This is a genomic window from Maricaulis sp., assembly GCF_030149425.1.
Classification (GTDB): Bacteria; Pseudomonadota; Alphaproteobacteria; order Caulobacterales; family Maricaulaceae; genus Maricaulis.
Window position 1 is genome coordinate 1 of record NZ_JASBRQ010000075.1, and the last position, 10,983, is coordinate 10,983.

Here is a 10,983-nt window from a genome sequence, read left to right on the forward strand (position 1 = left end):
GTCATAACGCGTCCATCTGTCCTGCGTAGTTTGCTCGAATCACTGCAAGCCCGAGGCCAGAATCCCCCAATACCTTGATTAAATCTTGAACACGGCGTCCGCAGCGCTGCGACCCGCCTTCTTTTTTTCAGTTATCGTATCGATCCGGGCGATTTCCGCCAGCAGGATATCGCGCCGCTCGGCCAGATCATCGAGCGAGAACGCGTCGAGATCTTCACCCGGGGTAATGACATTGCGTTTTCCCGCTGCCAGGTCCATGTCATCATCAATCATTGAGCCCTCCATCTGCGCACACGCGCCCAGCATAGACAAAACAAGAGATCACGCCCATGCCCGATCGTGTCACGCATCGCATTGTCACTGCACAACCGCCTGGCGGACCAGAGGTTTTGACTGTCGAGAATGAGAAGCTGCGACCCCTGAAATCCGGCGAAGTGCTGATCCGGACGGTCGCTTGCGGGATCAATCGGCCGGATCAGATCGAGCGTTTGGGCTTTTATCCGGCCCCCCCGGGCTCACCCAAAGGTCTTGGTCTGGAGTGCTCGGGGCATATCGAGGCGATTGGTAGCGGCGTTGAGTTCTGGCGCGAGGGAGATGCTGTCTGTGCGCTGGTGTCAGGAGGCGGCTATTCAGACTATGTGATCGCGCCTCAAGGCTCGGTGCTGGCCGCACCGCAATCGATCGAGCTGGAAGATGCAGCGGGCTTGCCTGAAACGGCCTTCACCGTCTGGGCCAATGTGTTCGAAGCGGGAGGCTTGTTGCAAGGTGAAACATTTCTGGTTCACGGCGGGGCAAGCGGTATAGGCACGACCGCGATCCAGATGGCGAAGGCAGCCGGGGCCACAGTGATTGCCACCGCCGGGTCCGAGGAGCGCTGTGAGCTTTGTCGGTCGCTCGGTGCCGATCTGGCGATTAACTACAAGCTGGACGATTTCGAGCAGCGGGTGCGCGAGGCTGGCGGTGCCGACGTCGTGCTCGACATGGTCGGTGGCGAGTATGTTCAGAAGAATATCAATGTCATGCGCGAACGCGGCCGCATGGTCTCGATCGCTTTCCTGTCCGGCAGCCGGGTCGAGGTCGATCTCATGCTGGTCATGCTGAAAAAACTGACCCTGACCGGATCCACCCTTCGGGCACGGCCCGATGCCGAGAAGGCGCGGCTCGCCAGGCGCATTCGTGACGTGGTCTGGCCCTGGATCGAGACCGGCAAGCTGAGGCCCATTATCGATAGCCGTTTCGACCTTGATGATGTGCGCTCAGCCCATGAGCGTCTCGATCAGGGAGCCCAGGCCGGCAAAATCCTGCTTATTCCGTGATAAGATCACACTTGGCGTGCTAGGCAGGCGGCGCAGATAGGGCTATAAGCGACACAAATCGTTCCTGCTTTGTGATCGTCGCGGGCGGAACGTCGGAAGCCCAAGCCCGGCCGCCGTGTCGGGCTTTTTTTATTTTTCACAGGAGTTTCAAGGCATGACCGAAATCCTGATGCCGAAAGCCACCGCTGTCTGGCTGGTCGACAACACTTCGCTGACCTTTGACCAGATCGCGGACTTCTGCGGCCTGCACCCGCTGGAAGTCAAAGGCATTGCTGATGGCGATGTCGCTGTGGGCGTGCGCGGCGCCGACCCGATCTCCAATGGTCAGCTGACCCGCGAGGAGATCGAAAAAGCGGAAGGTGATCACTCTTACCGGATGACGGTTGTGAAGCCGAAATATTCTGACCTGCATCAGCCGGCCAAGCGCCGTGGACCGCGCTATACGCCGCTGTCGCGCCGTCAGAACCGTCCCGATGCGATTGCCTGGCTGGTCCGCAATCACCCGGAATTGTCCGATGCGCAGATTTCCAAGCTGATCGGTACGACCAAGACCACGATCCAGGCGGTGCGCGAGCGCACGCACTGGAATGCGGCCAATATCAAGCCGACCGACCCGGTATCTCTGGGGCTTTGCACCCAGATTGATCTCGACGAGCAGGTCAAAAAGGCCTCGGCCCGCCGCCGCAAGATCGAGGAAGAAAATCCGGAAATGCTGGCCGATACGCTTAAGCCGGCTGAAGATCTGCAACCGGAAGCCGATGACATGCCGTCCGGTGATATCGACCTGGAAACCCTGTTTGGCGGTTCCAGCTCGTCCAGCGACGACAACTAGTTCGGCAGTCAATGCCAAGATCAAAGGCCGCTCCCTCGGGGGCGGCCTTTTTGTGTCCGGTCAGACGGTGTAGTTGAGCGCCATCCGCCCGCCATCGGCATAGATCGTTTCGCCGGTGATGTAGCTGGCGTCTCGCGAGGCGAGGAAAGACGCGATCGCGGCAACCTCGTCCGGGTCGCCGATCCGCTTGAGCGGTGTTCGCGACATGATGCGGTCGAGCGCTTCGGGATTGTCATTCACCGATTTGAGCACATCGGTATTGATGCTGCCGGGCCCGATCGCGTTGACGCGGATGCCGTGCGGCGCCAGGGCAAGGGCCATGGACTTGGTCATCTGCTGGATGGCCCCCTTGGTAGCGCAATAGGCCAACTGGTCCGGGATCGCCATGACGGCGTTAACCGAGGACATGTTGATGATCGCATAGCGGCGGCGCGCATTCTCCGAGCGCTCGCCTTCCTCTTCGATCTGGTCGACCATTTGCCGCGCGGCCTCGCGGGCTACCAGGAAGGCGCCTTTGAGGTTCACGCCCATCACGCGATCGAAATCGGCCTCGGAAAGGCTGAGAATATCACCGCCGGCGACGATACCGGCATTATTCACGAGGATGTCGAGGCGATCAAAGCTGGCCCGGGTTTCGGACAAGAGGTTGTTCACGGCCAGGCGGTCGGACACATCGCACTGAACGAACAGGGCCTTGCCTTTCTCGGCGCCGAGCTCATCGGCGAGGTCCTGGCCCGCCTGCGCGTCGACGTCGGCGATAACAACCTGGCAGCCGTCCTCGCTGAGGCGGCGGGCGCAGGCCTTGCCGATCCCGTTGGCACCGCCGGTAATGATTGCGACGCGATCACTGGAAGCCATCAAGCATCATCCTTCTCAAGCCGGGCCTGGGCCGCCCGAAATTACAGCGCTGTCCATTGGCATAAGGTGCCGCTCAGCTCAAGGCCGGTGCCCGTTGCCATTGCGCGTCCGCTCGTAGTCGGTGGTGATTTCCGGGTCGTCCGGAGCGAGCGCGTGGGCCTCGGCAAAGAGGCGGTAGGCCCGGCGTGTGTCACCGGTCGCTTCCAGAGCGGTGGCCAGCGAGTGAACGATGGAGCCGGTCTCCGGCTCGGTGGCGACAGCCTGTTCGCAAATCGGCAGGGCGGTTTCGGCACGCCCGTCCTGGATCAGCGTCCAGCACAGCATGTTCAGGGCCGAGCCGCTGTCCGGCTCCAGTTCCACTGCGCGGCGCGCGTCAGAGACGGCGCGGGCATACATGTCGAGATCGAGAAAGGCGCTGGACCGGTTCAGCCATGAACCGGACCAGTCCGGGGCCACGCGGATCAGCTGGTCGAAGGCTTCAACCGCTTCTGCATGACGCTCGAGCTGCCCATAGACATAGCCCAGATTGGTCAACAAAAGGGCATCATCGGGTTGCTCGCGCCGGGCGCGCCGGAGATCAGCCAGGGCCCGGTCGAAATCACTGATCGCGGCATAGGCAATCCCGCGATTGCGATAAATCATCGGATGGGTGATCTCGGCGTTCTGCGTATCGGCAATGGCAAAGGCAAAGCTGAAGGCGCGCAGGGCGTCCTCCGGGCGGTCCAGTCGGCCCAGCGCACTGGCCAGCTCGGCATAGACCATGACTTCTTGCTGCGGATCGAGTGCTTCGGTTGCGAGGCAGGCTTCCAGCGCGGTGACGACGGCCTCGTCGTCATTGCTTTCCATGGCTTCAAAGGCATCGGCGCACATCCGGTCCGGTTGTTGCGCCGGAGCCGGCGTTCCCGTGAAGATCAAAGCACTGATAAGGGCGGCCAGGGCCGACAGACGCATGAAGTTCTCCGTTATTCGCTGCATCATGTAACCATCAAAAAGGGCGGCCCGAAAGCCGCCCTCCTGTCATATCGCCATGACGATTCCGTCATCCTACCGGACTTCGTAGCGATTCAGTTCGTAGGGCCTCGATCTGCTCTTTAATTCGGAGCTTCTCCTTTTTAAGGTTTGCCATTTCAAGCGAGTCCGCAGAGGGGTGCTTGGCCACCTCGTCAAGCTGGGCATCAAGACGCGTGTGACGTGCGTCGAGCTCACGGATGCGGGCTTCGATAGGCATGGAGTCGTCTCCTTTACTGCAGTGGACAAGGTGATTGAAGCACGCTTGCGCCCTATGTCTAGTCACGAAACGTTTCGCGGTTAGGATTAAATGAATACTGATCGGCTCATAATTGGCGTGTCCGGCGCCTCGGGAATCATCTACGGCGTGCGCGCCTTGGAAGCCCTGAAAACGCTTGGTGTGGAAAGCCATCTCGTCGCTTCTAAGGCGGCGGAAATGACCCTCGGTTACGAGACCGACATGGATATCCGGACCTTCCGGGGACTGAGCGATTTCTGCTACAAAATGCCCGATGTCGGCGCTTCGATCGCGTCCGGGTCGTTCAAGACGCGGGGCATGCTGATCGCGCCATGCTCGGTGCGGACGATGTCGGAAATCGCCACCGGGGTGACCTCGAGCCTGCTGACCCGGGCCGCTGATGTGGTGCTGAAGGAGCGCCGTCGTCTGGTCTTGATGGTCCGCGAGACGCCCTATCATCTCGGCCACATCCGGACCATGGAAACGCTGACCGAGATGGGGGCGATCATCTGTCCGCCGCTGCCGGCCTTCTATACCAATCCGAAATCTCTCGACGATATCGTCGACCAGTCCGTTGGCCGGGCGCTCGATCTTTTCGGGCTGGACTGGGACGGAACGCGCCGCTGGGGCGAGGACGTGGAAGGCGGCCGTCGTCCCGCTGCGGCGATGAAACCGTCTGGCGGGTAAAGCGTTTATTTGCCGGGCGAATGCGAGTAGACTTCGAAACGCCCCCCGGTCCAGCCAGCACTTTGTGTGATAGCGGCTGGATGAACGTAAACGCTAGCAAGAGATCGGTCTGAATGGACGGAGAATCCCTCGACCAGACGGAATTGCGCACCCGGCTGGAAGGTCTGCGCGTAGAGCATGAGGCGCTGAATGCTGAGGTCGATGCCCTGGCCGAAAACGGCGTTATCGATCAGCTCAAATTCGCCCGGCTCAAGAAAGAGAAACTGCGTCTCAAGGACGAAATGGCGAAAATCACCGACCAGATGACGCCGGATATTATCGCCTAGGGCGTGTGATCTGCGCGCGATTTTGGTTCTTTTCCGGCGGGCTTTCGGTTTGTTCCCCGCGGGTTTTCGACCGGATCTCAGGCCTTTTTGCGGGCGGTCTCGGCCTGCTTTTGCTCCTGTTTGCGCGCGTACATGGCTGCATCGGCCTGCGCCAGGGCTTCATCGGGGGAATGCCCCGGATTGAGCGAGTACGCCCCCCAGGCCGCTCCGACATTCAGCTCGCGTCCGGCGTATTCGAACGGCGTTTCTGCGATCAGATCGGTCAGCTCGCGGGCCTTGTTCTCGGCCCCTTCCGGACCGGTCAGGGTCAAAACCACGCCAAACTCGTCGCCGCCGAGGCGGCCGACGGCGTCGGTTTCGCGAACATGGGCGGTCAGCAGGGCGGAGACATGATGCAGGGCGGCGTCGCCGGCAGCATGGCCATAGGTGTCGTTGATCGCCTTGAATCCATTCAGATCGATATAGACCAGCGCCGACGGGGCATTGTGGCGTTCCGCCAGGGCTAGGGCCCGGCCGACTTCGCGCAGGAAGGCGCGGCGGTTGAGCACCGGCAGCATGACGTCATGATCGGCCAGTGATTCAAGTTCCCGCACGCGGCCGCGCAGGCGTTCGGTTTCCTTGCGCAGCTGGTCGACCTCGCCCATCAGCGAGAGCAGGGCGCGTTGCACATTCGGGGTCAGTTCCGCTTCCGGCACGCCCATGATCGAGGCGCTGTCGCGGGACGGCGCGGCCTCGCTCGCAGACTCCGATTTTCCCGCACCTTGCGATTTGCTGGTGCGGCTGACTGAGGCAGGCGAATTGAGCGGTCCGATGCGCATGGGTAATCCCGTGGCCTTATGATTCTCAACTCAGGCTCATCGGACTCGGTTAAGAAATCTTCAAACTCACCCCGAAACCCCAAACGCCAAAAGCAACTTGACCGTCTGGCGGCTGTGGCTATGGTGCCGCGCTTCCTTTGGTTACCGGGAAGCTCCATGAGCGATCTCACCGCATCTTCGTCCGCACCGCGCGTCGCCATTGTCATGGGGTCGCGCTCGGATTGGCCCACGATGAAAAAGGCCGCCGAGGCCCTCGATGCCCTGGGTGTCGACTATGAGGCCAAGGTCGTCTCTGCTCACCGTACCCCCGATCGCATGTATGATTTTGCCAAGAGCGCCCGCGAAAACGGCGTCCAGGTCATTATCGCCGGCGCTGGTGGCGCGGCTCACCTGCCGGGCATGATTGCGTCCATGACGAGCCTGCCCGTGCTGGGCGTTCCGGTGAAATCCAAGGCGCTCTCCGGTCAGGACAGCCTGCTCTCCATCGTGCAGATGCCGGGCGGTATTCCCGTCGGCACATTGGCCATCGGTGATGCCGGAGCCAAGAATGCCGGGCTGCTGGCCGCGTCCATCCTGTCCCTGGCCGATGCCGGACTGGCGGACCGCCTCGATGCCTGGCGCGCCGCGCAGACCGAGAGCATCAAGGAAACGGTTGAGGACTGATCTTCCATGAGCCATGCCCCGCTTGAGCCCGGATCCACAATCGGCATTCTCGGCGGGGGGCAGCTTGGCCGCATGCTCACCACTGCGGGCGCCGAGCTCGGCTTTGACGTCCATGTTTTCGACCCGGAGCCGGAGTGCCCGGCCGCCCGTGTCGCGACCCGTGCCTGGGCTGCGCCTTGGACCGATGCCGGTGCTGTCGAGGGCTTTGCCGCGCGCTGCGATGCGGTCACTTTCGAGTTTGAGAATGTCCCGGTCGAGACGGTGGCGATCGCGTCGCGCGTTTCCTCGCTGCGCCCCGGTGCGCGCTCGCTCGAACTGACCCAGGACCGGGTGGTTGAAAAGAGCTTCATCAATGAGGCGGGCATCCCCACCGTGCCCTTCGCGCCGGTATCAGACCTGACTGAGCTGCATGAAGCGGTCGCCATGATTGGCCTGCCGGCGCTGCTGAAGACGCGTCGCTTTGGCTATGACGGCAAGGGTCAGGCCTGGATCCGCACCCATAATGATATCGAGACCGCCTGGAGCGCTATTGGCGAACAGCCGGCCATATTGGAAGGCGCGGCGAAATTCGTCCGTGAGCTCTCCGTGGTGGCCGCGCGCGGGCTTGATGGCACAGTGAAAGCCTATCCGATGGGCGAGAATGTGCATGGCGACGGGATTTTGAAGACCACCACGGCCCCGGCGCCGCGCCTGACGGGAAAGACCCAGGCCAGGGCGCTGGAGATTGCCGAGGCCTTGGGCGGCGGTCTCGACCATGTCGGCGTGTTTGCGGTGGAACTGTTCGAGCTGGAGACCGGCGAGCTGCTGGTCAATGAAATCGCCCCGCGCGTGCACAATACCGGTCACTGGACCCAGGACGCTTGCGCCTGCTCGCAGTTCGAGCAGCACATGCGCGCTGTCGCCGGCTGGCCGCTGGGTGACGCAGCGCCGCATTCCTCCGCCGTGATGACCAATCTTATCGGTCATGATGCCGATGCCTGGCCCAGTTTGAGCGCCGAGCCCGGCGTCCGGCTGCATTTTTATGGCAAGCGCCAAACCCGGGACGGCCGTAAGATGGGCCATGTCAATCGGCTCGGGCCTCTGGCATAAGGCGGGTATGAAGCGTCCCTCCCCGCATGCCTTTAGCGATGATACCGGCCCGTTTGACCTGATTGGCGATATTCATGGCTGTGCCGGCGAGGCGGAAGCCCTGCTGAAAAAACTCGGCTACCGGCTGGGCGAAGACGGGCCACGCGGCAAGCGCGACTACACGGTCTCACACCCCCAAGGGCGCAAGCCGGTTTTCCTTGGCGATCTGGTCGACCGGGGGCCGCGCTCGCCGGATGTGCTGCGCCTGGTGATGGGTATGACCAAGGCCGGCAAGGCCTATACGGTGATGGGTAATCATGACGACAAGTTCCGCCGCTGGCTCGATGGTCACCACGTTCATCTCACCCATGGGATTGAAGAGACCATCACCCAGTTCGAAATCGAACCGGACGCCTTCAAGCTGGAAGTGCGCAATTTCCTCTACTACCTGCCGACCCATCTGATCCTGGATAATGGAGCGCTGCTGGTGGCCCATGCCGGGTTGGCGAAGAAGTTCCACGGCAAGTCGAGCGGACAGGAGCGGGCCTTTGCCCTGTTCGGTGATGTCGCCAAGCACCGCGACCAATACAATCTGCCGATCCGGCGCAATTGGGCGGCGGAGTACAGCGGCAAGCGCACGGTTGTGCACGGTCATGTCGCCGAGCGGGATGTGCGCGAGCAGAATAATGTGATCTGTATCGACACTGGTTGCTGTTTTGGCGGCCAGCTGACGGCCCTGCGCTGGCCGGAGCGCGAACTCGTCGAAGTGCCTGCCGAACAGGCTTATTTCCACTCTCCGCGCTGGGGCTAGGGGGCGATCATGCGATCTGTGTGGCTGGCCGCGGCGAGCGGTTTTCTGGCATTGGCCGGATGCGAGGACCTGCCCGCTTCGGATCGGGACGCGGAGGCGCCGCCACAGGTCGAAACCGCCCGGCCGGAGCTGGACAATCTGCTTGAGCGCACTCGTACGGGTTCAATCAGCGATGATGCCGGCGTCACCGAGCGAATGGCAGCGAGTGCGCAAGCCTATATGGAGGCCGTTGCTGCGGCCCGGGCCGGGATTGCGGACTATCCTTACCGGGAAGCGCATTCTGGCTTCGAGGCCATCCGGGCGGCGGTGTTCCAGCTTGATGACTGGGCTGCGGTGATCGACGCTGCGGGCTCGCACCGTCTGAGTGAGGCGCAGGAAGATCAGCGTCAGGCCCTGCGCGAAGAGCTCGGCCGGCTTCAGCGCCGGCTCCTGCCACGTTTGCGGTCACAATTCGTGACACCGGAGGGGGTGTTGGAAGAGCTGGCCCAGTGCGAAGCCATGGGCCCCACGGGCCGTATCGTGCGCTGTATTGCCCGGGATTTCCGCGACCATGCCCGCATGGTGCGCTTCCATAACCAGATCCGGCGGGTGATTTACCGGCTCCGTTTCACCGAAACCCGCTACCAGCCGGAAATCCACTCGGTTCGGCAATTCTACCAGTATGAGCTGGACGTTCCGGCTGATGGCGAGGTCGTTATCTGGCTGCCGTCCGGCGATTATCGCGACCCGGCCTAGGCGGCGGCCGCGGCTCTCGGTTTGTTGCTCAGCTGATCGGCGAAGCCGTGATTGACGTCGCGGTGTTCGGCTTCGTCTGCGCGCACCGCAATCACAACGTCGCGCAGGCGGGCATCAGCGGGCAGTTTCCAATAATCGATGGCGATCTGCGGCGCGGCGACATTCTCATGCCGGCCGGCATCGATCTCGGCGAGATACTGGGTGTAGCTGATCACGGCTTCTTCCTCGAAATAACCCACGACGCGATGGGCGGTGCGCGGCGCGAAGAGGTAGAGGAAGAAGTAGCAGTTATAGAAAATCGCCTGGGTGATCATCACTACTGCCCGTTCGAACAGGGTCGGCTTGGCGATTTCGATAAAGGTCATCAGGTGCATGCGCTCGTTTTCCGCCTCATCCAGCAAGGTGCGGATCCAGCCTTGGTCATCGCGGATGTGGCGGATGGCCTTGAGGTGCTGCAAGAGGCCTCCAACCATGCCGGGAACGGCTGCGACGGTTTCCAGAACGACGGCCCGGTGGCCATAGCGCTTGGCGAAAAACGTGTCGGCGAAGAAGCGCAGCATTTTGACAAAGCCCAGCGCGATCCTGTCGCCCAGGCCTTGCGGTTTGTGGTGTAGGGTGAGGTCTCTGTCTTGCGTGTGCATGGCGTCCTCCTGACGCTTCGGATTATGTGCACACAATATAAGCGATCACGCGGACGGGTTCACGGTGGCGCGGTGCCGCGCGGCGGCATAACGCACAAAATTAGTAGGGATTAACCGGGCGTCAGAAACGCGGGCCGAAACCATAGCGCAGGCGGCCGAGTAGCGGTCCGAGACCGGGCAGATTGTCGGTGACTTTTTGAACCTGCCGCTTGGTCTTTTCGAACTGCATCACATTCTCGATGCGACGATCGAGAAATTCGCGGGTCTTGGCCTTTTCCGGATCGGTGTCATGCAGCCAGATCGACAGGGTCGAGGCATAAACGCCGGACAGGATGGTGCGTTTTGAATAGTAATTGAAATCCGTCGAGGGATCGCCGATGGCCCGCCAGATCATGTCGGCCGTGGCCCAGACCAGGCGACTGGCCTCATGGCCGGCATCGGGGCGCAGAAGGCGGGTGCGGGCCTGCAGGGCGGCTTCTTCCTGCCCGTCCATGGCTTCGAGCCGGGCCCAGACACCGGTGGTGACGCGCTCGCGGATTTTCATCGCCGGCAGTTCGGCGGCCTCGAGCACGGTCCGCGCCTGCGAATCGAGTTCTTCCGACCAGAAGACGACGAGGTCCAGCTCACCGCGCGGGAAGGCGAGGTGTGCCTCATGCGCATCAACAGAGCTGTCTTCGATGGCCAATTCCAGCAGTCCTTCGCCCCAGCCGTCAAAGGCAGCATGCGGCAGAGCCGCCTGCAGCAGGGCCGTGCGTGTGCTATGGTAAAAGGATTGGGCGTCGGCAGATGTCTCGGTCATGCTGTGTTTCTAGTGCAGTTGGCGGCCGCGGTCATCCCGGATCAGTGCTTTAAGCCTGTGGACACAGCGTCGCAGCTCTGCTATTTGCCGCGCCTCTGGCGAACCAGCGACGAGGGGATGAACCTCTCGTCCTTACCAATGGAGAGAGAGCCATCGTACAGATCGTTGTGCGCGACAATAATG

General features: G+C 61.9%; 15 protein-coding genes. 8 read left to right on the top strand and 7 right to left on the bottom strand.

Annotated features, from left to right (window positions below):
• Positions 1-78: 78 nt before the first annotated feature.
• Entirely contained in the window at positions 79-273 is a 195-nt protein-coding gene (locus tag Q1V57_RS13030; protein WP_300531642.1) for a DUF1192 domain-containing protein, read from the bottom strand.
• 56 nt (positions 274-329) lie between these two features.
• Between Q1V57_RS13030 and Q1V57_RS13035 the strand changes: the two genes are divergently transcribed.
• Together Q1V57_RS13035 and Q1V57_RS13040 are read left to right on the top strand one after the other, a co-directional pair.
• Positions 330-1,316, top strand: a complete 987-nt coding sequence (locus Q1V57_RS13035; RefSeq protein WP_300531645.1) for an NAD(P)H-quinone oxidoreductase — start codon at positions 330-332, stop codon at positions 1,314-1,316.
• Between the two features lie 154 nt (positions 1,317-1,470).
• The gene (locus Q1V57_RS13040; protein ID WP_300531648.1) at positions 1,471-2,148 is read left to right on the top strand and encodes a cell cycle transcriptional regulator TrcR; all 678 of its coding nucleotides are present in this window, start codon (positions 1,471-1,473) and stop codon (positions 2,146-2,148) included.
• A 60-nt stretch (positions 2,149-2,208) separates the two neighbouring features.
• Here the strand turns inward: Q1V57_RS13040 and Q1V57_RS13045 are convergent, their stop codons facing one another.
• From Q1V57_RS13045 to Q1V57_RS13055, 3 genes are all read right to left on the bottom strand, one after another.
• The gene (locus Q1V57_RS13045; protein ID WP_300531651.1) at positions 2,209-3,006 is read right to left on the bottom strand and encodes a 3-oxoacyl-ACP reductase family protein; all 798 of its coding nucleotides are present in this window, start codon (positions 3,004-3,006) and stop codon (positions 2,209-2,211) included.
• 78 nt (positions 3,007-3,084) lie between these two features.
• Positions 3,085-3,957: a tetratricopeptide repeat protein gene (locus Q1V57_RS13050; RefSeq protein WP_300531654.1), complete on the bottom strand. Its 873-nt coding sequence runs from the start codon at positions 3,955-3,957 to the stop codon at positions 3,085-3,087.
• A gap of 88 nt (positions 3,958-4,045) precedes the next feature.
• The gene (locus Q1V57_RS13055) at positions 4,046-4,234 is read right to left on the bottom strand and encodes a DUF465 domain-containing protein (RefSeq protein ID WP_300531657.1); all 189 of its coding nucleotides are present in this window, start codon (positions 4,232-4,234) and stop codon (positions 4,046-4,048) included.
• Positions 4,235-4,324: 90 nt separating this feature from the next.
• Between Q1V57_RS13055 and Q1V57_RS13060 the strand changes: the two genes are divergently transcribed.
• Both Q1V57_RS13060 and Q1V57_RS13065 read left to right on the top strand, forming a co-directional pair.
• Positions 4,325-4,939: a UbiX family flavin prenyltransferase gene (locus Q1V57_RS13060; RefSeq protein WP_300531659.1), complete on the top strand. Its 615-nt coding sequence runs from the start codon at positions 4,325-4,327 to the stop codon at positions 4,937-4,939.
• A 113-nt stretch (positions 4,940-5,052) separates the two neighbouring features.
• On the top strand, positions 5,053-5,265 hold the full coding sequence (locus tag Q1V57_RS13065; protein ID WP_300531661.1) for a DUF465 domain-containing protein: 213 nt from the start codon (positions 5,053-5,055) through the stop codon (positions 5,263-5,265).
• A 77-nt stretch (positions 5,266-5,342) separates the two neighbouring features.
• On the opposite strand, the gene Q1V57_RS13070 is transcribed toward Q1V57_RS13065, so the two are convergent.
• Positions 5,343-6,083 carry a GGDEF domain-containing protein gene (locus Q1V57_RS13070; RefSeq protein WP_300531663.1) on the bottom strand — a complete coding sequence of 247 codons (741 nt, stop codon included), beginning with the start codon at positions 6,081-6,083 and terminating at the stop codon, positions 5,343-5,345.
• Between the two features lie 156 nt (positions 6,084-6,239).
• Between Q1V57_RS13070 and purE the strand changes: the two genes are divergently transcribed.
• The 4 genes from purE to Q1V57_RS13090 are packed head-to-tail and all read left to right on the top strand — an operon-like array spanning position 6,240 to position 9,360.
• Entirely contained in the window at positions 6,240-6,746 is a 507-nt protein-coding gene (purE, locus tag Q1V57_RS13075; RefSeq protein WP_300531665.1) for a 5-(carboxyamino)imidazole ribonucleotide mutase, read from the top strand.
• Between the two features lie 6 nt (positions 6,747-6,752).
• The gene (locus tag Q1V57_RS13080; RefSeq protein ID WP_300531666.1) at positions 6,753-7,835 is read left to right on the top strand and encodes a 5-(carboxyamino)imidazole ribonucleotide synthase; all 1,083 of its coding nucleotides are present in this window, start codon (positions 6,753-6,755) and stop codon (positions 7,833-7,835) included.
• A 7-nt stretch (positions 7,836-7,842) separates the two neighbouring features.
• Positions 7,843-8,625, top strand: a complete 783-nt coding sequence (locus Q1V57_RS13085) for a metallophosphoesterase (protein ID WP_300531669.1) — start codon at positions 7,843-7,845, stop codon at positions 8,623-8,625.
• 9 nt (positions 8,626-8,634) lie between these two features.
• On the top strand, positions 8,635-9,360 hold the full coding sequence (locus tag Q1V57_RS13090) for a hypothetical protein (protein WP_300531671.1): 726 nt from the start codon (positions 8,635-8,637) through the stop codon (positions 9,358-9,360).
• Here the strand turns inward: Q1V57_RS13090 and Q1V57_RS13095 are convergent.
• The gene (locus Q1V57_RS13095) at positions 9,357-10,001 is read right to left on the bottom strand and encodes an alternative oxidase (RefSeq protein WP_300531673.1); all 645 of its coding nucleotides are present in this window, start codon (positions 9,999-10,001) and stop codon (positions 9,357-9,359) included. The two genes, Q1V57_RS13090 and Q1V57_RS13095, sit on opposite strands and share 4 nt — an antisense overlap.
• 121 nt (positions 10,002-10,122) lie before the next feature.
• Positions 10,123-10,800 (bottom strand): COQ9 family protein, encoded by a 678-nt coding sequence (locus tag Q1V57_RS13100; RefSeq protein WP_300531676.1) that lies wholly within the window; start codon positions 10,798-10,800, stop codon positions 10,123-10,125.
• Positions 10,801-10,983: the final 183 nt, after the last annotated feature.

Excerpts from the sequence above, each read along its gene's own strand:
- Q1V57_RS13030 (WP_300531642.1), bottom strand. The coding sequence starts at position 273 with ATGATTGATGATGACATGGACCTGGCAGCGGGAAAACGCAATGTCATT.
- Q1V57_RS13035 (WP_300531645.1), top strand. The coding sequence starts at position 330 with ATGCCCGATCGTGTCACGCATCGCATTGTCACTGCACAACCGCCTGGC.
- Q1V57_RS13040 (WP_300531648.1), top strand. The coding sequence starts at position 1,471 with ATGACCGAAATCCTGATGCCGAAAGCCACCGCTGTCTGGCTGGTCGAC.
- Q1V57_RS13045 (WP_300531651.1), bottom strand. The coding sequence starts at position 3,006 with ATGGCTTCCAGTGATCGCGTCGCAATCATTACCGGCGGTGCCAACGGG.
- Q1V57_RS13050 (WP_300531654.1), bottom strand. The coding sequence starts at position 3,957 with ATGCGTCTGTCGGCCCTGGCCGCCCTTATCAGTGCTTTGATCTTCACG.
- Q1V57_RS13055 (WP_300531657.1), bottom strand. The coding sequence starts at position 4,234 with ATGCCTATCGAAGCCCGCATCCGTGAGCTCGACGCACGTCACACGCGT.
- Q1V57_RS13060 (WP_300531659.1), top strand. The coding sequence starts at position 4,325 with ATGAATACTGATCGGCTCATAATTGGCGTGTCCGGCGCCTCGGGAATC.
- Q1V57_RS13065 (WP_300531661.1), top strand. The coding sequence starts at position 5,053 with ATGGACGGAGAATCCCTCGACCAGACGGAATTGCGCACCCGGCTGGAA.
- Q1V57_RS13070 (WP_300531663.1), bottom strand. The coding sequence starts at position 6,083 with ATGCGCATCGGACCGCTCAATTCGCCTGCCTCAGTCAGCCGCACCAGC.
- purE (WP_300531665.1), top strand. The coding sequence starts at position 6,240 with ATGAGCGATCTCACCGCATCTTCGTCCGCACCGCGCGTCGCCATTGTC.
- Q1V57_RS13080 (WP_300531666.1), top strand. The coding sequence starts at position 6,753 with ATGAGCCATGCCCCGCTTGAGCCCGGATCCACAATCGGCATTCTCGGC.
- Q1V57_RS13085 (WP_300531669.1), top strand. The coding sequence starts at position 7,843 with ATGAAGCGTCCCTCCCCGCATGCCTTTAGCGATGATACCGGCCCGTTT.
- Q1V57_RS13090 (WP_300531671.1), top strand. The coding sequence starts at position 8,635 with ATGCGATCTGTGTGGCTGGCCGCGGCGAGCGGTTTTCTGGCATTGGCC.
- Q1V57_RS13095 (WP_300531673.1), bottom strand. The coding sequence starts at position 10,001 with ATGCACACGCAAGACAGAGACCTCACCCTACACCACAAACCGCAAGGC.
- Q1V57_RS13100 (WP_300531676.1), bottom strand. The coding sequence starts at position 10,800 with ATGACCGAGACATCTGCCGACGCCCAATCCTTTTACCATAGCACACGC.